The sequence below is a fragment of the Kitasatospora sp. NPDC058184 genome (assembly GCF_042883725.1).
In the GTDB taxonomy this organism is placed as follows: domain Bacteria; phylum Actinomycetota; class Actinomycetes; order Streptomycetales; family Streptomycetaceae; genus Kitasatospora.
The window spans coordinates 331,812-348,444 of record NZ_JBHVVE010000006.1; the positions used below are offsets into that span (position 1 = coordinate 331,812).

A 16,633-nucleotide genomic window follows, 5' to 3' on the forward strand; every position below is an offset into this window, starting at 1 on the left:
TTGATGGTCAGCCGGTGGCGCCATCGACCTGACGCGACGACACATTCGTTGTCCCGTAGGGCTCTTGAGGACTCTCCGTCGCCTGGGCGCATCCCAGCCCGGGTCTGCAGAGCCGCCCCAGATCGTGGGGCCGCGTCCTTGTGAAGGAGCTTCGTGAACGTCATCGCCAGACTGGCCGTGGCCAGGAGAGGACTGATCCTCGCGCTCACCGTGTTCGTCGCCGCACTGGCGGCGTTCTTCGGGGCGGGCGTCCAGCAGCACCTGGCCAACGGCGGCTTCCAGGACCCGTCGTCGGAGTCGATGCGGGTGGACGACGCCCTGGCCAGGGACTTCGGCACCGGGGCGCCGAACCTCGTGGTCATCGCCTCCGGGCGTGACGGCAAGGGCCTGGAGGACCCCGCCGTCGTGGCCGCCGCGACCGGGCTCGTCGACCGGATCCGCTCGTTCGACGGCGTCGTCTCGGCCGATTCCTACTGGACGTCCGGCCGGCCGGCGTCGCTGCGTTCGAAGGACGGGGCCGGCGGCCTGGTCCTGGTCCGGCTCGGTGGGAACGAGGGCACCTACCAGGCCGAGGCGAAACGGATCGTCCCCCGGCTCGGCGACGACCGGCTGGACCTGCGGTTCACCGGGATCGCGCAGACCTACGTCGAGGTCGAGCGGGTGTCGGCCGACGACCTCCTGCGTGCCGAACTGATCGTCGCCCCGGTCGCGTTGGTCCTGCTGGTGGTCGTCTTCGGCAGCCTCGCCGCCGCGCTCGTGCCGCTGCTCGTCGGGGGGATCTCGGTGGTCTTCACCACCGCCGTCCTGCAACTGCTCACCGAGCTCACCCCCGTGTCGGTCTTCGCGCTCAACGTGACCACGGCGCTGGGGCTCGGACTCGCCATCGACTACAGCCTGTTCGTGATCAGCAGGTTCCGCGACGAGCTGGCCGCCGGCGCGGACGTCGGTCAGGCCGTCCGGACCACGGTGCGGACGGCGGGCCTGACCGTCCTGTTCTCCGGTCTCACCGTGGCCCTCTCGCTCTCGGCGCTGCTGGTCTTCCCGATGTACTTCTTCCGCTCGATCGCCTACGGCGGCATCGCGGTGGTCCTGGTGGCGGCGCTCACCTCGGTGGTCGCGCTGCCCGCCCTGCTCGCCGTGCTCGGCCACCGGGTGAACCGCTTCGACGTGTTCGGGCGGTTCCGGCGGCGCACGCCGAGCGGCTTCTGGCGCCGCCTGGCGCTGGGCGTGATGCGGCGTCCGGTGCCCGTCATGACGGTGGTCGCCGGACTGCTGCTCCTGCTGGGCAGCCCGTTCCTGTCGGCCTCGTTCAGCCTTGCGGACGACCGGGTGCTGCCCGCGTCCTCGCCGGCCCGGCAGGCGGCCCAGTACCTGCGGGACCACTTCGACCTGGGGGAGACCAACCCGATCCCGGTCGTCCTGCCCGGGCTGTCCGAGGCCGACGCCGCGCAGGCGCTCCCGCCGTACGCCGAGCGGCTGTCGGCGCTGCCGGGGGTCCAGCGGGTGGACACCCTGACCGGCTCCTACGCCGGCGGCCGGCTGGTCGCGCCGCCGACGGACGCGTCGAAGCAGTTCACCGCCCGGGCGGGCAGCCGGCTGTCGGTGGTGTCGTCCGTCGAGCCGTACTCCCGGCAGGGCCGCGCGCTCGTGGCGGCCGTGCGCACCGCGGACGGGGCGCCCGTCCCCGCCCGGGTCGGTGGGCAGGCCGCGCAACTGGTGGACACCACGCACGCCACCGGCGGCACCCTGCCGCTGGCGCTGCTCATCATCGCGGTGACGACTTTCGTGCTGCTCTTCCTGTTCACCGGAAGCGTACTCATTCCGGTGAAGGCGATCCTCTTGAACCTGCTGAGCCTGACGGCTACTTTTGGTTCAATGGTCTACGTCTTCCAGGACGGTCACCTGAAATGGCTCGTCGGTGATTTCACGACCACCGGAATGATCGACGCGACGATGCCCGTGCTGATGTTCTGCATTGCGTTCGGGCTGTCCATGGACTATGAAGTCTTCCTGCTCTCCCGAATTCGCGAGGAATACCTGCGGAGCGGGGACAGCACGCACTCCGTCGCGCTCGGCCTGGAGAAGACGGGGCGGGTGATGAGTGCGGGCGCCCTGCTGATCGGCACGGTGTTCGTCACCTTCGCCTCCTCCGGGCTCACGCTGCTCAAGCTGCTCGGTGTCGGCCTGGCCCTCGCGGTCGTCGTCGACGCGACCCTGGTGCGCGGTCTGCTCGTGCCCGCCTTCATGCGGCTGGCCGGGCGGGCGAACTGGTGGGCGCCCGGGCCGCTGCGCCGACTGCACGACCGGTTCGGCCTGAGCGAGCATTCCGGGGAGGTTCCGGAGGAATACCGCGGACGGTCGGCGCCGGTTCCGGGGCGCGAGCCGGCCGAGCGTCTGGGCTGATCGGGTACGGGCGGTTCCCGATCGTGGGACCCGCCCGTACCGGTGAACCGTCAGGTGAAATTGTTTGACGTCGACCCGGGGCCCGGCTAGGGTTCCGGCCATAGAAATTCCAGACCATTCCGGGCTGCCCGGAATTCACATTTGAAGATTTCGAATAGCGTCATCACGGGGAGAATTCGAAATGGTGCGGAACCTGCTCAGAGAACTGCCCGGCGAGGGAATCGGACTGCGGATCCCGAACCGGGCGACGGCCCCCGAACTGCCGGTCGCGCCGCACCCGGCGGCGGGCCCGGCGCAGGCGGCGTCCACGGCCCACCGGGAGAGGGTCGGACGGGCGGCCTGGACGACCGTCCGCCGCGAGGCGGAGCGCCGGGGGTTCGCCCCGGCTGCCGTACTGATCACCGCCTGGGCCGACGTCCTGCGCCAGTGGGCCCCGCGGGCCGACTTCACGCTCGACCTGGTGCTGCCCGGCCGGGCGACGGAACTTCCGCTCACCTTCGACGCACTCCCCGACGACTCCTTCGCGGCCCGCGCGCAGCGGCTCCAGCACCAGCTCGACGAGGCCCGGGCCGGCGAGCTGGTGCCGGAGCCGGGCGAGCAGGAGCGATGTCGTCCGATCTGGATGGCCACCGAGGAGGCGGGCGAGCTCGTCCTCACCTGGGACGTCCGGGAGGAGCCGCTGCCCGACGGCCTGCCGGCCGACCTGGTGTCGGCCTGCGCCGCCGCCTTCGACCGGCTGGCGGCCGAGGACGGCGCCTGGGACAGCCGGGCCCGCCTCACCACGCTGCCGGCCTGGCAGAGCGCCGAACGCGCCGCCGCCAACAGCACCGCCGCCGACCTCCCCGTCACCACCCTCGGCCGGCTGGTCGAGGACCGGGCCGCCGAGCGGCCGGACGCCGTCGCCGTCATCGCGGACGACGGACAGTCCACCTACGGCGAGGTCGTGGCCGACGCCCGGCGCCTCGCCCGCCGGCTGACCGCCCTCGACGCGACGCCCGGCAGCCTGGTCGGTGTCGTCGTCGAGAGGAGCCGGGCCCAGGTGCCCGCCGTCCTCGGCGTCACCCTCTCCGGGGCCGCCTACCTGCCGATCGACCCTCAGTGGCCGGCCGCGCGCCGGGCCCAGGTGATGGAGCAGGGCGGCGTCCGGACCGTGGTCACCACCCCCCGGCTGCGCGACGAACTCGCCTGGCCCACCGGCGTCCGGCTGGTCACCCCGGACGACGCCGAGGTCCGCGAGGCGGACGCGGGGCCGCTCCCCACCGGCCCCGCGCCGGAGGACCTGGCCTACGTCATCTTCACCTCCGGCTCCACCGGCCGGCCCAAGGGCGTGGTGATCGACCACCGGGGGGCGGCCAACACCGTCCAGGACATCAACCGGCGCTTCGGGGTCGGCCCCGACGACCGGGTGCTCGCCCTGTCCTCGCTGAGCTTCGACCTCTCCGTCTACGACGTCTTCGGCACGCTGGCCGCCGGTGCCACCGTGGTGGTGCCCGCGCCGGGTCGGGCCCACGACCCCGAGCACTGGTCCGCGCTGGTCGAGCGGCACGGCGTCACCGTCTGGAACTCCGTCCCCGCCCTGATGCGGGTCTGGCTGGACGCCCCCGTCCCCGCCGCCGCCCCGGCCCCCGCGCCGTCGACCGTGCGGGTGGTCCTGCTCAGCGGCGACTGGATACCCGTCTCGCTGCCGGACGCGGTCCGCGCCGCCCACCCCGGGGCGCAGGTCGTCAGCCTCGGCGGCGCGACCGAGGCGTCCATCTGGTCGGTCGGCTACCCCATCGGCGAGGTCCCGCCGCAGTGGAGCCGCATCCCCTACGGCAAGCCGCTGGCGAACCAGACGCTCCACGTGCTCGACGGCCGGCTCGACCCGTGCCCGGTGTGGACCACCGGGGAGATCCACATCGGCGGCACCGGCGTGGCGAAGGGCTACTGGGCCGACCCGGTCAGGACCGGCGAGCGGTTCATCGTCCACCCCGCGACCGGCGAGTACCTCTACCGGACCGGCGACCTCGGCCGCTACCTGCCCGGAGGCGACATCGAGTTCCTCGGCCGGGAGGACACCCAGGTCAAACTCAACGGGTACCGGATCGAACTCGACGAGATCGCGGCCGTCCTGCGCCGCCGGCCCGGCGTGGGCGAGGCGCTCCTCACCGTCGACACCAACCCCGCCACCGACCGCCGGCAGCTCGTCGCGTACGTCCTGCCGGAGGAGCGCACCGAGCCGGCCGCCACCCCGGACGACGGGGCAGCCTGGTCCGCCGCGTCGGCCGCCGGGGAGGCCGAGCTGCGGCAGGCCGTCGGCGAACTCGCCCCCGCTGTCGCGACCTTCGAGCACCTCTGGCAGCGGCTGGAAGCGCTCGCCCCGTCGGTCATGGCCCGCAGCCTCGCCCGGCTCGGGGCCTTCACCACCGGGGACGCCACCGCCACCGCCGACGAGATCACCGCCCGCAACGGACTGCGTCCGACCTACCGCGGCCTGGTCGCCCAGTGGCTCGCCGTCCTCGCCGCCGAGGGGCTGCTGAGCGCCACCGGGGAGCCCGGTCGCTACCGCGCCGAGCGGCCCTTCGACGCGGACGCGCTGGACCGCCGGATCGCCGCCGAGCTGGCCGTGTTCACGGTCTCCGGGCCCGACCGGGTCCTGCTGGACTACTTCACCGACTGCGTCGAGCAGCAGGTCCCGATGCTCCAGGGCAGGGTCCGGCCGCTCCAACTGCTGCTCCCCGACGGCGACTGGCGGGTGACCGAGGCGCTGTACGCCGCGAACCCGGCCGCCCGGCTGCAGAACCGGATCGCCGCCTCGGCGGTGCGCTCCTTCGTGGAGCGGTTCCCCGCGGACCGGAAGGTCCGGATCCTCGAACTGGGCGCGGGCACCGGCTCCACGAGCGACGCGATCCTTCCCGTGCTGCCCGCCGACCGCGTCCGGTACCGCTTCACCGACCTCTCCACGGCCTTCACCACCTCGGCCCGCCGGCGCTACGAGGACGGCTACCCCTTCGTCGACTACGGCCTGTTCGACATCGACGGCGAGCCGGCCGCCCAGGGACTGGCGCCCGGCAGCGCCGACGTCATCGTGGCGGCGAACGTCCTGCACGACGCGAAGGACCTGGGACGGACCCTGGACACCGTCCGGGGCCTGCTCGCCCCCGGCGGGCTGCTGGTCCTGATCGAGGGCACCGTCAACTCGCCGCTGAACATGATCAGTTTCGCCTTCCTGGAAGGCTTCGGGAACTACCAGGACCAGCGCGGGGCCACCCTGCTCTCGGTGCCCGAGTGGCAGGAGCAGCTGGCGGCCGCCGGCTTCACCCGGTTCGCCGCCGTCCCCGACGGCGGGCCGGCCGTACGCGCGCTGGCCCAGCACGTGCTGGTCGCGGGCTCGCCCTCCGGCCGGGAGGCCCTGGACCCGGCCGCCCTGACCAAGGTGCTGGGCGACCTGCTGCCCGAGTACATGGTTCCGCACCACTACGTGGTCCTCGACCGGCTGCCGCTGAGCGCGAACGGCAAGGTCGACCGGTCGGCCCTGCCCTCGCCCTGGCGCGAGCGCGCCCCGGAGGACCGGGCGGCGCCGCGCACGGCGCTGCAGCGACTGCTGCTGGAGATGTGGACCGACGCGCTGGGCCGCGACGACTTCGGCGTCGAGGACAACTTCTTCGACCTGGGCGGCGACTCGCTGCACGCGGTGCGCGTCATCGGCCGGCTGCGGACCGAGCTCGGCATCAGGCAGAGCGGCGACGAGGCCGTCGACCTGCTGTTCCAGGCCCCGACGATCGCGGAACTCGCCGCGGTGCTGGACGCCCGGCCGGAGGCGGCCCGGTGACCCGGCACGACCCCTTCCCGCTGACCCCGCTCCAGGAGGCCTACCTGGTCGGCGCCTCCAGGCTGGTCGAACTCGGCGGCTTCCTGCCGAGCTACTACGTCGAACTGGACCTGGTCAACGCGGACCTGGCCCGGGCCGAGGACGCGCTGAACCGGCTGCTGCGCCGGCACGACCACCTGCGGACCGTGGTCGAGGACGCCGGCGCCCAGCGGGTGCTGACGGACGACCGGATCCGGCCCGTCCGGCTCGCCGTGACGGACCTGACCGGCCTCGACGAGGCCGCGCGGCAGGCCGAGCTGCTCCGGACCAGGGAGCGGATGTGCCGCGAGGGCGTGGACCCCACCCGCTGGCCGCTGTTCGCGATCGTCGTGAACCGCCTGCGGCCGCACCGGGTCCGGGTGCACCTCGCGATGAGCCTGCTGCTGCTGGACGGCCGGGGGATCCGCCAGGTCATGGACGAGTGGCGGGCGTACTACCACGACCCCGCTGCCGAGCCGCCCGCCCCGGCGCGGACCTACCGGGACTGCCGGCTGGAGCTGCTCGCGCACGAGGACAGCCCGGAGTACCGGCAGCAGTGGCAGTACTGGGAGGAGCGCCTCGACCGGCTGCCGGACGCCCCCCGGCTGCCGCTCTCCGTCCAGCCGGCGGCCATTGGGACGGTGCGCTTCACCCGCCGCACCCACCGGCTGACCCGGGAGCAGTGGCAGCGGCTGTCCGCCGCCTTCCGGCAGCACCGGGTGCTGCCGACCACCGCGCTCTGCCACGTGTTCGCCGAGGTGCTCGGCGCGTGGGCGGCTGCCCCGCACTTCAGCCTGAACCTGCTGCACCAGAACTGGGCGACCACCCGGCCCCACATGGCGGGCGTGCTGGGCCAGTTCGGCGCCACCCTCCCGCTGGAGGTGGACCTGGGGCAGTCCGGGGACTTCTGGGAGCGGGCCCGGCGGCTCCAGCGCCAGGTCTGGCAGGACCTGCAGAACGCGGACGTGGCCGGGGTGCGGATCACCCGCGAGCTGGCCGCCCGCCGGGGCTGGACGTCTCGCGCCGCGCTGCCGTACGTCTTCACCAGCATGCTGAAGGCCGGTACGGCGGACGGACGGCCGCCGACCGGCGGGGGCCGGGACCGGCTGGCCTGCCGCGAGGTGGCCAGCGATCTGCGCACCCCCCAGGTGCTGGTGGACAACCAGCTCCACGACGGCTCCGACGGCGGGGTGGACTGCGTCTGGGACGTCGTCGACGAGGCCTTCCCGCCCGGCCTGCCCGACCTCATGTTCGAGGCGTACGGGCGGATGCTGGACGAGCTGGCCGGGCCCGCCGGGGCGGCGGCCGCGCCGGACCCGGTGTCCGCCGGGCACCACGCCCGGGTCGCCGCGCTGAACGGGCCCGTCGCGGCCCCGCCGGACGAGCGACTGGAGGACGGGTTCCTGCGGCAGGCGGCCCTGCGCCCGGCCGCCCCCGCCGTCCTGACCGCCCACCGGACGGTCACGTACGGCGAACTGGAGGCCCGCTCCCGGGCGGTGGCCTGCCGGCTGGGCGCCCAGGGCGTCGGCCGCGGCGACCTCGTCCCGGTGGTCATGACGAAGGACTGGGAGCAGGTCGTCGCCGTCCTGGGCGTGCTGCGGGCCGGCGCGGCGTACTGCCCCGTCGACGCCGACCTGCCCGACGAACGGATCGCCCACCTGCTGGCGGCCTGCTCCGCACGGGTCGCGCTCGTGCGGTCCCGCGACGAGCAGCGCCTCGGCGCGCTCGGCGAGCGCCCCCTGCTCCCGGTGGACGGCCTCGAACCGACGGCGGGCCGGACCTGCGCCCGGGTCGGCGACCCGGCCGACCTGGCGTACGTCATCCACACCTCGGGCTCGACCGGCCTGCCCAAGGGCGTCATGATCGAGCACCGGGCGGCGGTCAACACCGTCCAGGACATCAACCAGCGCCTCGGACTCACCCCCGAGGACCGGGTCTTCGGCATCTCCTCGCTGAGCTTCGACCTCTCCGTCTGGGACGTCTTCGGCGCGCTCGCCGCGGGCGCGGCCCTGGTGCTCCCGGAGGCGCGCCGCCGCCCTGACCCGCTCGGCTGGGCGCGGGCCGCCGTCCGGCACGGCGCGACGGTGTGGAACTCGGTGCCCGCGCTGGCCCAGATGCTGGCCGAGGTCGTCGAGCAGCGGCCGGAGGCCGGCCGGCCTCCGGTGCGCGCCTTCCTGATGAGCGGCGACTGGATCCCCACCGAACTGCCGGACCGGCTTCGGTCGGGCTTCCCGGACACCCGGGTGATCGCGATGGGCGGCGCGACGGAGGCCTCGATCTGGTCGAACATCCACGAGGCCGACCGGGTCGACCCCGCCTGGCGGAGCATCCCGTACGGGGTCCCGCTGCGTAACCAGACCATGCGGGTGCTCGACCACCGGCTGGACCTCTGTCCGCCGTGGGCGGTCGGCCGGATCCTCATCGGCGGCGTCGGGCTCAGCCGGGGCTACTGGCGCGACGAGCGTCGCACCGCCGAGCGGTTCGTCCGGCACCCCGGGAGCGGCGAGCGCCTGTACCTGACGGGCGACCTCGGCTGCTACCGGCCGGACGGCACCATCGAGTTCCTCGGCCGGGAGGACCGCCAGCTCAAGATCCAGGGCTTCCGGGTCGAACCGGGGGAGGTGGAGAGCGCGATCCGGGAACACCCCGCGGTGCGGGAGTGCGCGGTCAGCGGCGAGGCCACGCCGGGCGGGCAGCGGCGCCTGGTGGCGCTCGTCGTCCCGCACGAGGGCGAGGCGCTCGACGGCCGGACGGTCCTCGCCCACCTGCGGACGCGGCTCCCGCACTACCTGGTCCCCGGTCGGGTCCACGTCCTGGAGCGGCTGCCGCTGACGCCCAACGGCAAGGTGGACGTCGCCGGGGCGCTGGCCGCGCTCGCCGCCCAGACCCCGCCCGACGGGCGGACCGGGGCTGCGGCGGAGGGCGCCGGGGGCGAGCTGGTGGACCGGCTCCGCGTGCTCTGGGCCGAACTGCTCGAACTGCCCTCGGTCGCGCCGGAGGACGACTTCTTCGCGCTGGGCGGCAACTCGCTGCTCGCGCTGCGGCTGATCAACCGGATCCGCGCCGAGCTGGGGGTCGAGCTGCAGTTCGGCCAGGTCTTCGAGGCCGCGACGGTACGGGCGCTGGCCGCGCGCGTCGCGGAGCACGAGCGCCCGGCCGGCTGCCGGGTCGTGCTGGCCGGCGGCGCGGCCGGGCCCGGTGCCGCGGGCGCGGCCGGTGCCGCGGGCCGGGAGCTGTTCCTGTTCCACCCGGTGGGCGGCTCGGTGAGCGGCTACACCGCGCTGGCCCGGTCCTGGCCCGGCCCGGTCCACGCCTTCCAGAGCCGGGCGCTGGCCCGGGGCACCACCGCCGTCCTCGACCCCGACGTGGAGACGATGGCGGCGGCCTACCGCGAGGAGCTCCAACAGGTGTCGGTCGGGGGACCGTACCTGCTGGGCGGCTGGTCGATGGGCGGGGTGCTCGCCCACGAGGTCGGCCGGCAGCTCGCCGAACAGGGCCACGAGGTCCGGGTCTTCATGATCGACAGCGATCTCACCGAGGCCCGGGAGACCGCCACCGAGGCGGCCCGGCACCTGGAGTTCCTCGGCGACCTCGCCGGCGGGCGCCTGCCCGAGGCGGCGCGCACCGCCGTCCTGGCGACACCGCCCGCCGCGCTGACGCGGACCGCGGCCCAGGTGTCGGTCGCCCACGGGTGGCTGCCCGCCGGGACGGACGTGCACCAGTACGAGCTGCTGATGCGCGTCCACGCGCACAACCTGGCCGCCCTGGGCCGCTACCGGGCGGACAAGTCCGACGTGCCCGCGCTCCTCTTCGTGGCCGGTGCGGTCGACCGCACCGACCCCGTCCCGGCCTGGCAGGACGTCTGCCCCCGGCTCGACGTGGAGCGCTGGGACGAGGACCACTACTCGATCGTCGCCGGCGACCGCCCTGCGGCGATCGCCGACCGCCTCACGGCCTGGCTCGGGGAACCGCGCACCCAGCGGTAGCCGGCCCCTCCTCTCGACCGGGTGTCCCGGTCGAGCCGAACCACCACGACACACGGGGGAACTTCACCATGCGGTTTTTGGCAACCGAACGGGCGACCCTTCAGCGGTTCATGCCCGGTCTCGACGACGACCTCGCCCGGATCCCGCTCGCGGATCTGGAGCGGCCCGGCAACCCGGCGCTGGCCCTGTTCAAGGCCGCCGGCGGCACGGGCCTGCTGATCCCGACGGAGCAGGGCGGCGACGGCGCCACCCCGCTGGAGGCGGTCCGCGTCCAGCGGGCGATCGGCGCCCGGTCGCCGTCGCTCGGGATCGCCACGACCATGCACCACTTCTCCGTCGCCAGCCTGGCCGAGGCCAGCCTCGGCGACGGCTGGGAGTGGATGCTGCTGGAGGGCATCGCGACCGGCCGGCTGCTGGTCGCCTCCGGCTTCGCCGAGGGCCGCAGCGGGGCGGCCATCCTCTCCCCGACGCTGCGCGCCGTGCCGCACGGCGACGGCCTGCGGGTGACCGGCTCCAAGAAGCCGTGCTCGCTGTCGCGCTCGATGGACCTGCTCACCGCCTCGGTGGCGGTCACCGGCGAGGACGGCCGCGACCGGATGGCCGTCGTGGTCGTCCCGGTGGACAGCCCCGGGCTGGAGGTCCGGCCGTTCTGGAACACCTTCGTGCTGGCCGGCGCCGAGAGCGACGAGGTGGTCCTCAAGGACGTCGAGGTGCCCGGCCGACTCGTCGTCATGACCGGGAACACCGCGGACCAGCAGCCCGACGAGCTCCAGACCAGCGGGTTCATCTGGTTCGAACTCCTGGTCACCGCCACCTACCTGGGCGCGGCGAGCGCCCTGGTGGAGGGCGTGCTGGAGGCCGGGCGGGCGGACGCCGTCGAGCGCGCGGCGCTGGCGGTCGAGGCCGAGGCCGCCATGGCCATGCTGGAGGGCGTCGCCCGGGCCGTGGAGGCCGGGGAGCGCGGCCCGGACATGCTCGCCCGGGTCCTGTGCGTGCGCTACGCCGTGCAGGACGCCATCGGCCGGATCAACCGCAAGGCGGTGGAACTGCTCGGCGGCATGTCCTACATCGGGTCGGGCGACGCGGCCTACCTGACCGCGGCCTGCGCCGGCCTGATGTTCCACCCGCCGTCCCGCACCCACATGTCCGGGCAGCTGTGTGACCACTTCGCCGGCCGACCGCTGCGCGTCGGCTGAGGGCCCCGATGACTGCCACTGTGACGTCCGGTCCCGTCGTCCTGCTCACCGGAGCGAGCGGCGTCGTCGGCCAGGCCGTACTGGAACGGCTGACCGACCGCACCGTCGTCTGCCTCACCCACCGCAAGCCGGTCTCCGGCTCCCGGGTGGTCGGCCTCCGCGGCGACCTGACCCGTCCGTACCTCGGTCTCGACCGGACGGTGTACGAGGACCTCGCCGACCGCGTCGACGCGGTGGTGCACTGCGCCGCGGTCACCGGGTTCAGCGTCGACGCGGGCCCGACCAACGACCTGAACGTGCGCGGCAGCGCGGCCGTCCTGGCGTTCGCCCGACGGGCGGGGGCGACGCTGCAGCACGTCAGCACCGCCTTCGTGGCCCGTCACGACCTCGCCCGGGACGGGGGCGGCGGCGCCCGGCCCGAGGTCTACCTGGACAGCAAGCGCCTCGCCGAACGGGCCGTCCTGGACTCCGACGTGGCCGCGAACGTGATCCGGCCCTCGGTCGTGATCGGCGACGCCGTCACCGGACGGATCTCGCAGTTCCAGGGGCTGCACGCGATCGCCGGCGCCCTGCTGCGGGGCGCGCTCCCGATGCTCCCGCTCCAGCCGGACGCCCGGATCGACTTCGTCCCGCAGGACCTGGTCGCCGATGTGATCGTCGGCCTGGTCAGGGCGGGGACGACCGGCGGGGAGTACTGGGTGACCGGCGGCGAGGCCGCCCCGACCGCCGAGCGGATCGTCGAACTGGGCCTGGACCTGGGCCGGCGGTTCGGCCTGGAGCCGGACGCGCCGCGGTTCGTCTCCCCCGACATGGTGGAGCGGCTGATCCGGCCGGTCTTCATCGCGTCGCTGCCGAAGGCGCAGCAGCGCCGGCTCGACGACATGCTGGCCATGACCGCCCTGTTCCAGACCGCCGAGCCGTTCCGCAGCAGCTACCACCTGGTGCCCGGGACGCCCCGGCTCACCACCGGGGACCTGGAGGACGCCTTCACCGCGTCCATGCTCCACTACGCCCGGGTGAAGGGCCTCGTCCACCCCCGCGAGGTGGCCGCGTGAGCGCGCGCACCGGGCGGGCGGACCGGCTCGTCCCCGAGCTGTACCGCCGCCACCTGAGCAAGGGTCGGGCCAGCCTCGCCGAACTGACCGGCGGCGACCAGGAGGTCTCCTCGCACGCCGCGCACGTCCTCGGCGCCGACGGGCGGCGCTTCCTGGACTGCGGCGGGTACGGCGTCTTCCTCCTCGGGCACACCCACCCCGCCGTCGTCGAGGCCGTGGTCGCCCAGGCCCGGACGCACCCGATGTCGACGCGGCTGCTGCTGGAGCCCACCGCGGCCCTGGCCGCCGCGGCCCTGGCCGCCGTCACCCCCGACGGCCTCGACCGGGTCCACTTCGTGAACTCCGGTGCCGAGGCCGTCGAAGCGGCCGTCAAACTGGCCCGGACGCACGGGAAACGGCGGCTCGTCTCGGCCGACGGGGGCTTCCACGGCAAGACCATGGGGGCGCTCTCGCTCACCGCCAGGGAGCTCTACCAGGAGCCGTTCCGCCCCCTGCTGCCGGACGTCTCGCACGTGCCGTACGGGGACGCGGCCGCGCTGGCCGGCGTGGTCGGCGCCGACACCTGCGTGGTCCTCGAACCCGTCCAGGGCGAAGGGGGCGTGATCGTCCCCCCGGAGGGCTACCTCACCGAGGTCCAGCGGCTCTGCCGGTCCGCCGGCGCGTTCCTGGTGCTGGACGAGATCCAGACCGGGCTCGGCCGGCTGGGCACCTGGTGGGGCGCCGACCGCGAGCGGATCAGCCCCGACGTGCTGCTGGTCGGCAAGGGCCTGAGCGGCGGGGTGGTGCCCGTCGCGGCCATGGTGGCCACCGACGCCGCCTACGAGCCGTTCAGCCGCGACCCGTTCCTGCACACCTCGACCTTCGCGGCCTCGCCGATCGCGATGGCCGCCGCCCGCGCCGCCGTCGAGACCATCGCGGCCGAGGGACTGGTCGGGCGGGCCGCCGCGCTCGGCCGCACCCTGCTCGACGGCCTGACCCGGATCGTCGCCGAACGCTGCCCCGGCCTGGTCGCCGGAATCCGCGGGGCCGGACTGCTCATCGGCATCGAGTTCAAGGACGAGCACACCGCGGGCGCCTTCGTCATGGAGCTCCACGACCGCGGCGTCCTGGTCAACCACAGCCTCAACGCCCACCGGGTGATCCGGTTCACCCCGCCCGCCGTCCTCACCCCGAGCGACGTCGACTGGCTGCTCACCGCCTTCGACGACGCGGCCACCACCCTGGAAGGAACGCTGTGACGCGACAGGTCACCCTTGAGGCCTTCGTCCCCGACGCCGACGCCGACACGGTCTTCGCCCGGCTGGCCGACTTCGAGCGCTACCCCGAGTTCACCGACGCCGTCCGGCAGGTGCGGGTCACCGAGCGCGAGGACGGCGTCATCGACTCGGAGTGGGCGGTCAACTTCCGCAACGGCGTCATGCGGTGGTCCGAGAACGAGGTCATCGACCCGGCCACCCGCTCCATCACCTTCGCCCAGACCACCGGGGACTTCGCGTCCTTCGACGGCACCTGGCGGGTCGAGCAGGCCGACGGCCGGGTGGTCATCCGGTTCGACGCCGAGTTCGACCTGGGCATGGCCAGCCTGGCCGCGATCCTCGACCCGATCGCCGAGCGCACCCTGATCGAGAACCTCCAGCGCATCCTGGCCGGACTGAACGGCCCGGCGACCACCTTCGGCGGCCCGGCGTGACCGGCCCGCGCGACCTGCCGAGCCCGTGCGACCTGTCGCGGGAGGACGTCCGGCACACGGTGGCCGACCTGCTCGGCGTGGCCGCCGACACGATCCCCGAGGCGGACAACCTGATCCGCCACGGGATGGACTCCATCCGCATGATGCGGCTGGCGGGCGGCTGGCGCCGCGCCGGGGCGGACGTCAGCTTCCAGAAGCTGGCCGAGAACCCCACCGTCGAGGGCTGGCACGCGCTGCTGACGGAGCGTCCGGCCGCCGCGGCCGAGGACCCGGTGGCCCGGCCGACCCGCCGGGTGGTGGACGCCCGGGCCGCGTTCGACCTCACCCCGGTCCAGCGGGCCTACTGGATCGGACGCGGCGACGAGATGACCCTCGGCGGAGTCGGCTGCCACGCCTACCTGGAGTTCGACGGTGCCGCCGTGCACCCGGACCGGCTGGAGGCGGCCGTGCGCCGGGTCGCCGCACGGCACGGGATGCTGCGCACCCGGTTCCTCGACGACGGACGGCAGCAGGTCCTCGACCACAGCCCCTGGGCCGGCCTCACCGTGCACGACCTCCGCGCGGCCGAGGGGGCGGAGCTCGACCAGGGCCTGGCGGCGGTCCGGGCGGGGCTGTCCCACCGCCGCCTCGACGTCGCCGCCGGCGAGGTGTTCGACGTACGGCTCTCGCTGCTGCCCGCCGGCCGGACCAGGCTCCACGCCAACATCGACCTGCTGGTCGCGGACGTCGCCAGCATCGAGGTGCTGCTCACCGACCTCGCCCGGGCCTACCGCGACCCGGACCGGCCGGCCCCCGCCCCCGACTACGGCTTCGCGCAGTACCTGGAGGACCACCGGGCCTGGTGCGGAGACCCCGCCACCCCCGGCAGCCCGGCCGCCGACGCCCGGGCGTACTGGACCGGCCTGATCCCCGAACTCCCCACCAGCGGACCGAAGTTGCCGCTCGCGAAGCAGCCCGAGGAGCTCACCGGGACCCGCTTCTCCCGGCGCGCCTTCGTGCTCGGCGCCCAGGAGTGGGAGCGCATCACCGACCGGGCCCGGGCACACGGCCTCACCCTGGCCATGGTGCTCGCCACCGCCTACGCGGAGGTCCTGGGCGCCTGGAGCGCGGAGCGGAACTTCCTGCTCAACGTTCCGCTCTTCGACCGCCAGCCGCTGCACCCGGCGGTCGGCGAGCTGGTGGCCGACTTCACCAACCTCGTCCTGCTGAACGTGGACCTGCGCCGGCCGGTCCCCTTCGCCGAACGGGTCCGGGAGCTCCAGCGGCAGGTCCAGCGGAACGCCTCGCACGCCCAGTACTCCACCCTGAACGTCCTGCGGGACCTCCGCCGGGCCAACGGCGGCCGTCGGGTCGGCGCCCCCGTCGTCTTCGCCTGCAACCTGGGCTCCGACTTCGTCGGCCCGGAGTTCCGCGCCGAGCTGGGCGAGCTGACCTGGATGCTCTCCCAGACGCCCCAGGTCTGGCTCGACCACCAGGTGTACCGGACGGACGACTCGGTGCTGCTCGCCTGGGACGCCGTCGACGAGCTCTTTCCCCCGGGCCTGCTGGACGCCATGCTGGGGGCCTACCGGGACCTGCTGGACCGGCTCGGCGCCGCCGACGACCGGTGGGACCGGCCCGCCGGGGTCACCGCCGAGGCCACCGCCGGGGTTTCCCCCGAGGCCACCGCCGAGGTGACGGCGGGGGCCGCCCGATGACCGCCGCCGTCGCGACCGGGTCCCGCTGGACGAAGCGGTTCCACCCCGCCGAGGACGCCCCGGTCCGGCTGGTCTGCCTCCCGCACGCCGGCGGTGCGGCCGGCTTCTGGTTCCCGCTCTCCGAGGCGCTCGCCCCGGCGGTGGAGACGCTCGCCGTGCAGTACCCGGGCCGTCAGGACCGCAGGGCCGAGCCGGGGCTCGACGACATCGAGGACCTCGCCGACGGGATCGTCCGGGCCCTGGTGCCGCTGCTCGACGAGCGCCCCCTGGCCCTGTTCGGCCACAGCATGGGCGCCGTCCTGGCCTACGAGGCGGCCAGGCGGCTGGAGCACGAGGTCGGCGCACCGCCCGTCGCGCTGATCGTCTCCGGCCGCCGGGCCCCCTGCCGGATCCGCGAGGAGGCCGTGCACCTGAAGAGCGACCAGGACCTGGTGGCCGAACTGAGGGAACTGGGCGGCACCGGCCCCGAACTGCTGGACGACCCGGACGTGATGCGGCTGCTGCTGCCCGGCATCCGCCGCGACTACCGGGCGATCGAGACCTACCGGCACCGGCCGGGCCGGGAACCCAGCTGCCCGATCACGGTCCTGACCGGCGCCGACGACCCCAGGACGACCGTCGCCGAAGCCGGCGACTGGAAGCGCCACACCACCGGCCGCTGCACGCTGGAGGTCTTTCCCGGCGGGCACTTCTTCCTCGGCGAGCACACCGCCGGAATCGCCCGGCTGGTCACGGCCCGGCTGCTCCCGTCCGCGCGGTAGCCCACCACCTCCCCGC

General features: G+C 74.4%; 9 protein-coding genes. All 9 read left to right on the top strand.

Features of this window, described 5'->3' with window-relative positions; genetic code table 11:
- Positions 1-153 precede the first annotated feature (153 nt).
- The 9 genes from ACFVXH_RS14655 to ACFVXH_RS14695 all read left to right on the top strand — a co-directional run bounded on the left by ACFVXH_RS14655 (position 154) and on the right by ACFVXH_RS14695 (position 16,617).
- Positions 154-2,403, top strand: coding sequence for an MMPL family transporter (locus tag ACFVXH_RS14655; RefSeq protein WP_387823360.1), 2,250 nt, complete (start codon positions 154-156; stop codon positions 2,401-2,403).
- A 181-nt stretch (positions 2,404-2,584) separates the two neighbouring features.
- Positions 2,585-6,214 carry an amino acid adenylation domain-containing protein gene (locus ACFVXH_RS14660; protein ID WP_387823363.1) on the top strand — a complete coding sequence of 1,210 codons (3,630 nt, stop codon included), beginning with the start codon at positions 2,585-2,587 and terminating at the stop codon, positions 6,212-6,214.
- Positions 6,211-10,218 carry an amino acid adenylation domain-containing protein gene (locus ACFVXH_RS14665; protein ID WP_387823366.1) on the top strand — a complete coding sequence of 1,336 codons (4,008 nt, stop codon included), beginning with the start codon at positions 6,211-6,213 and terminating at the stop codon, positions 10,216-10,218. The genes ACFVXH_RS14660 and ACFVXH_RS14665 overlap by 4 nt, the downstream gene beginning before the upstream one ends.
- 110 nt (positions 10,219-10,328) lie before the next feature.
- Positions 10,329-11,414, top strand: coding sequence for an acyl-CoA dehydrogenase (locus ACFVXH_RS14670; RefSeq protein ID WP_387823369.1), 1,086 nt, complete (start codon positions 10,329-10,331; stop codon positions 11,412-11,414).
- Positions 11,415-11,422: 8 nt separating this feature from the next.
- The gene (locus ACFVXH_RS14675; RefSeq protein WP_387823372.1) at positions 11,423-12,469 is read left to right on the top strand and encodes an SDR family oxidoreductase; all 1,047 of its coding nucleotides are present in this window, start codon (positions 11,423-11,425) and stop codon (positions 12,467-12,469) included.
- Complete coding sequence (locus ACFVXH_RS14680) at positions 12,466-13,707, top strand: aspartate aminotransferase family protein (RefSeq protein ID WP_387823375.1); 1,242 nt, start codon at positions 12,466-12,468, stop codon at positions 13,705-13,707. Before ACFVXH_RS14675 ends, ACFVXH_RS14680 begins: the two co-directional genes overlap by 4 nt.
- Positions 13,704-14,159 (top strand): type II toxin-antitoxin system RatA family toxin, encoded by a 456-nt coding sequence (locus ACFVXH_RS14685; protein ID WP_387823378.1) that lies wholly within the window; start codon positions 13,704-13,706, stop codon positions 14,157-14,159. Before ACFVXH_RS14680 ends, ACFVXH_RS14685 begins: the two co-directional genes overlap by 4 nt.
- Positions 14,156-15,856, top strand: coding sequence for a condensation domain-containing protein (locus ACFVXH_RS14690; protein WP_387823381.1), 1,701 nt, complete (start codon positions 14,156-14,158; stop codon positions 15,854-15,856). The genes ACFVXH_RS14685 and ACFVXH_RS14690 overlap by 4 nt, the downstream gene beginning before the upstream one ends.
- Positions 15,853-16,617 (top strand): thioesterase II family protein, encoded by a 765-nt coding sequence (locus ACFVXH_RS14695; RefSeq protein WP_387823384.1) that lies wholly within the window; start codon positions 15,853-15,855, stop codon positions 16,615-16,617. The genes ACFVXH_RS14690 and ACFVXH_RS14695 overlap by 4 nt, the downstream gene beginning before the upstream one ends.
- Positions 16,618-16,633 lie beyond the last annotated feature (16 nt).

What these genes read in the sequence shown, in the direction of transcription:
- ACFVXH_RS14660 (WP_387823363.1), top strand. Translation starts at nt 2,585, where the DNA reads ATGGTGCGGAACCTGCTCAGAGAACTGCCCGGCGAGGGAATCGGACTG.
- ACFVXH_RS14670 (WP_387823369.1), top strand. Translation starts at nt 10,329, where the DNA reads ATGCCCGGTCTCGACGACGACCTCGCCCGGATCCCGCTCGCGGATCTG.
- ACFVXH_RS14675 (WP_387823372.1), top strand. Translation starts at nt 11,423, where the DNA reads ATGACTGCCACTGTGACGTCCGGTCCCGTCGTCCTGCTCACCGGAGCG.
- ACFVXH_RS14695 (WP_387823384.1), top strand. Translation starts at nt 15,853, where the DNA reads ATGACCGCCGCCGTCGCGACCGGGTCCCGCTGGACGAAGCGGTTCCAC.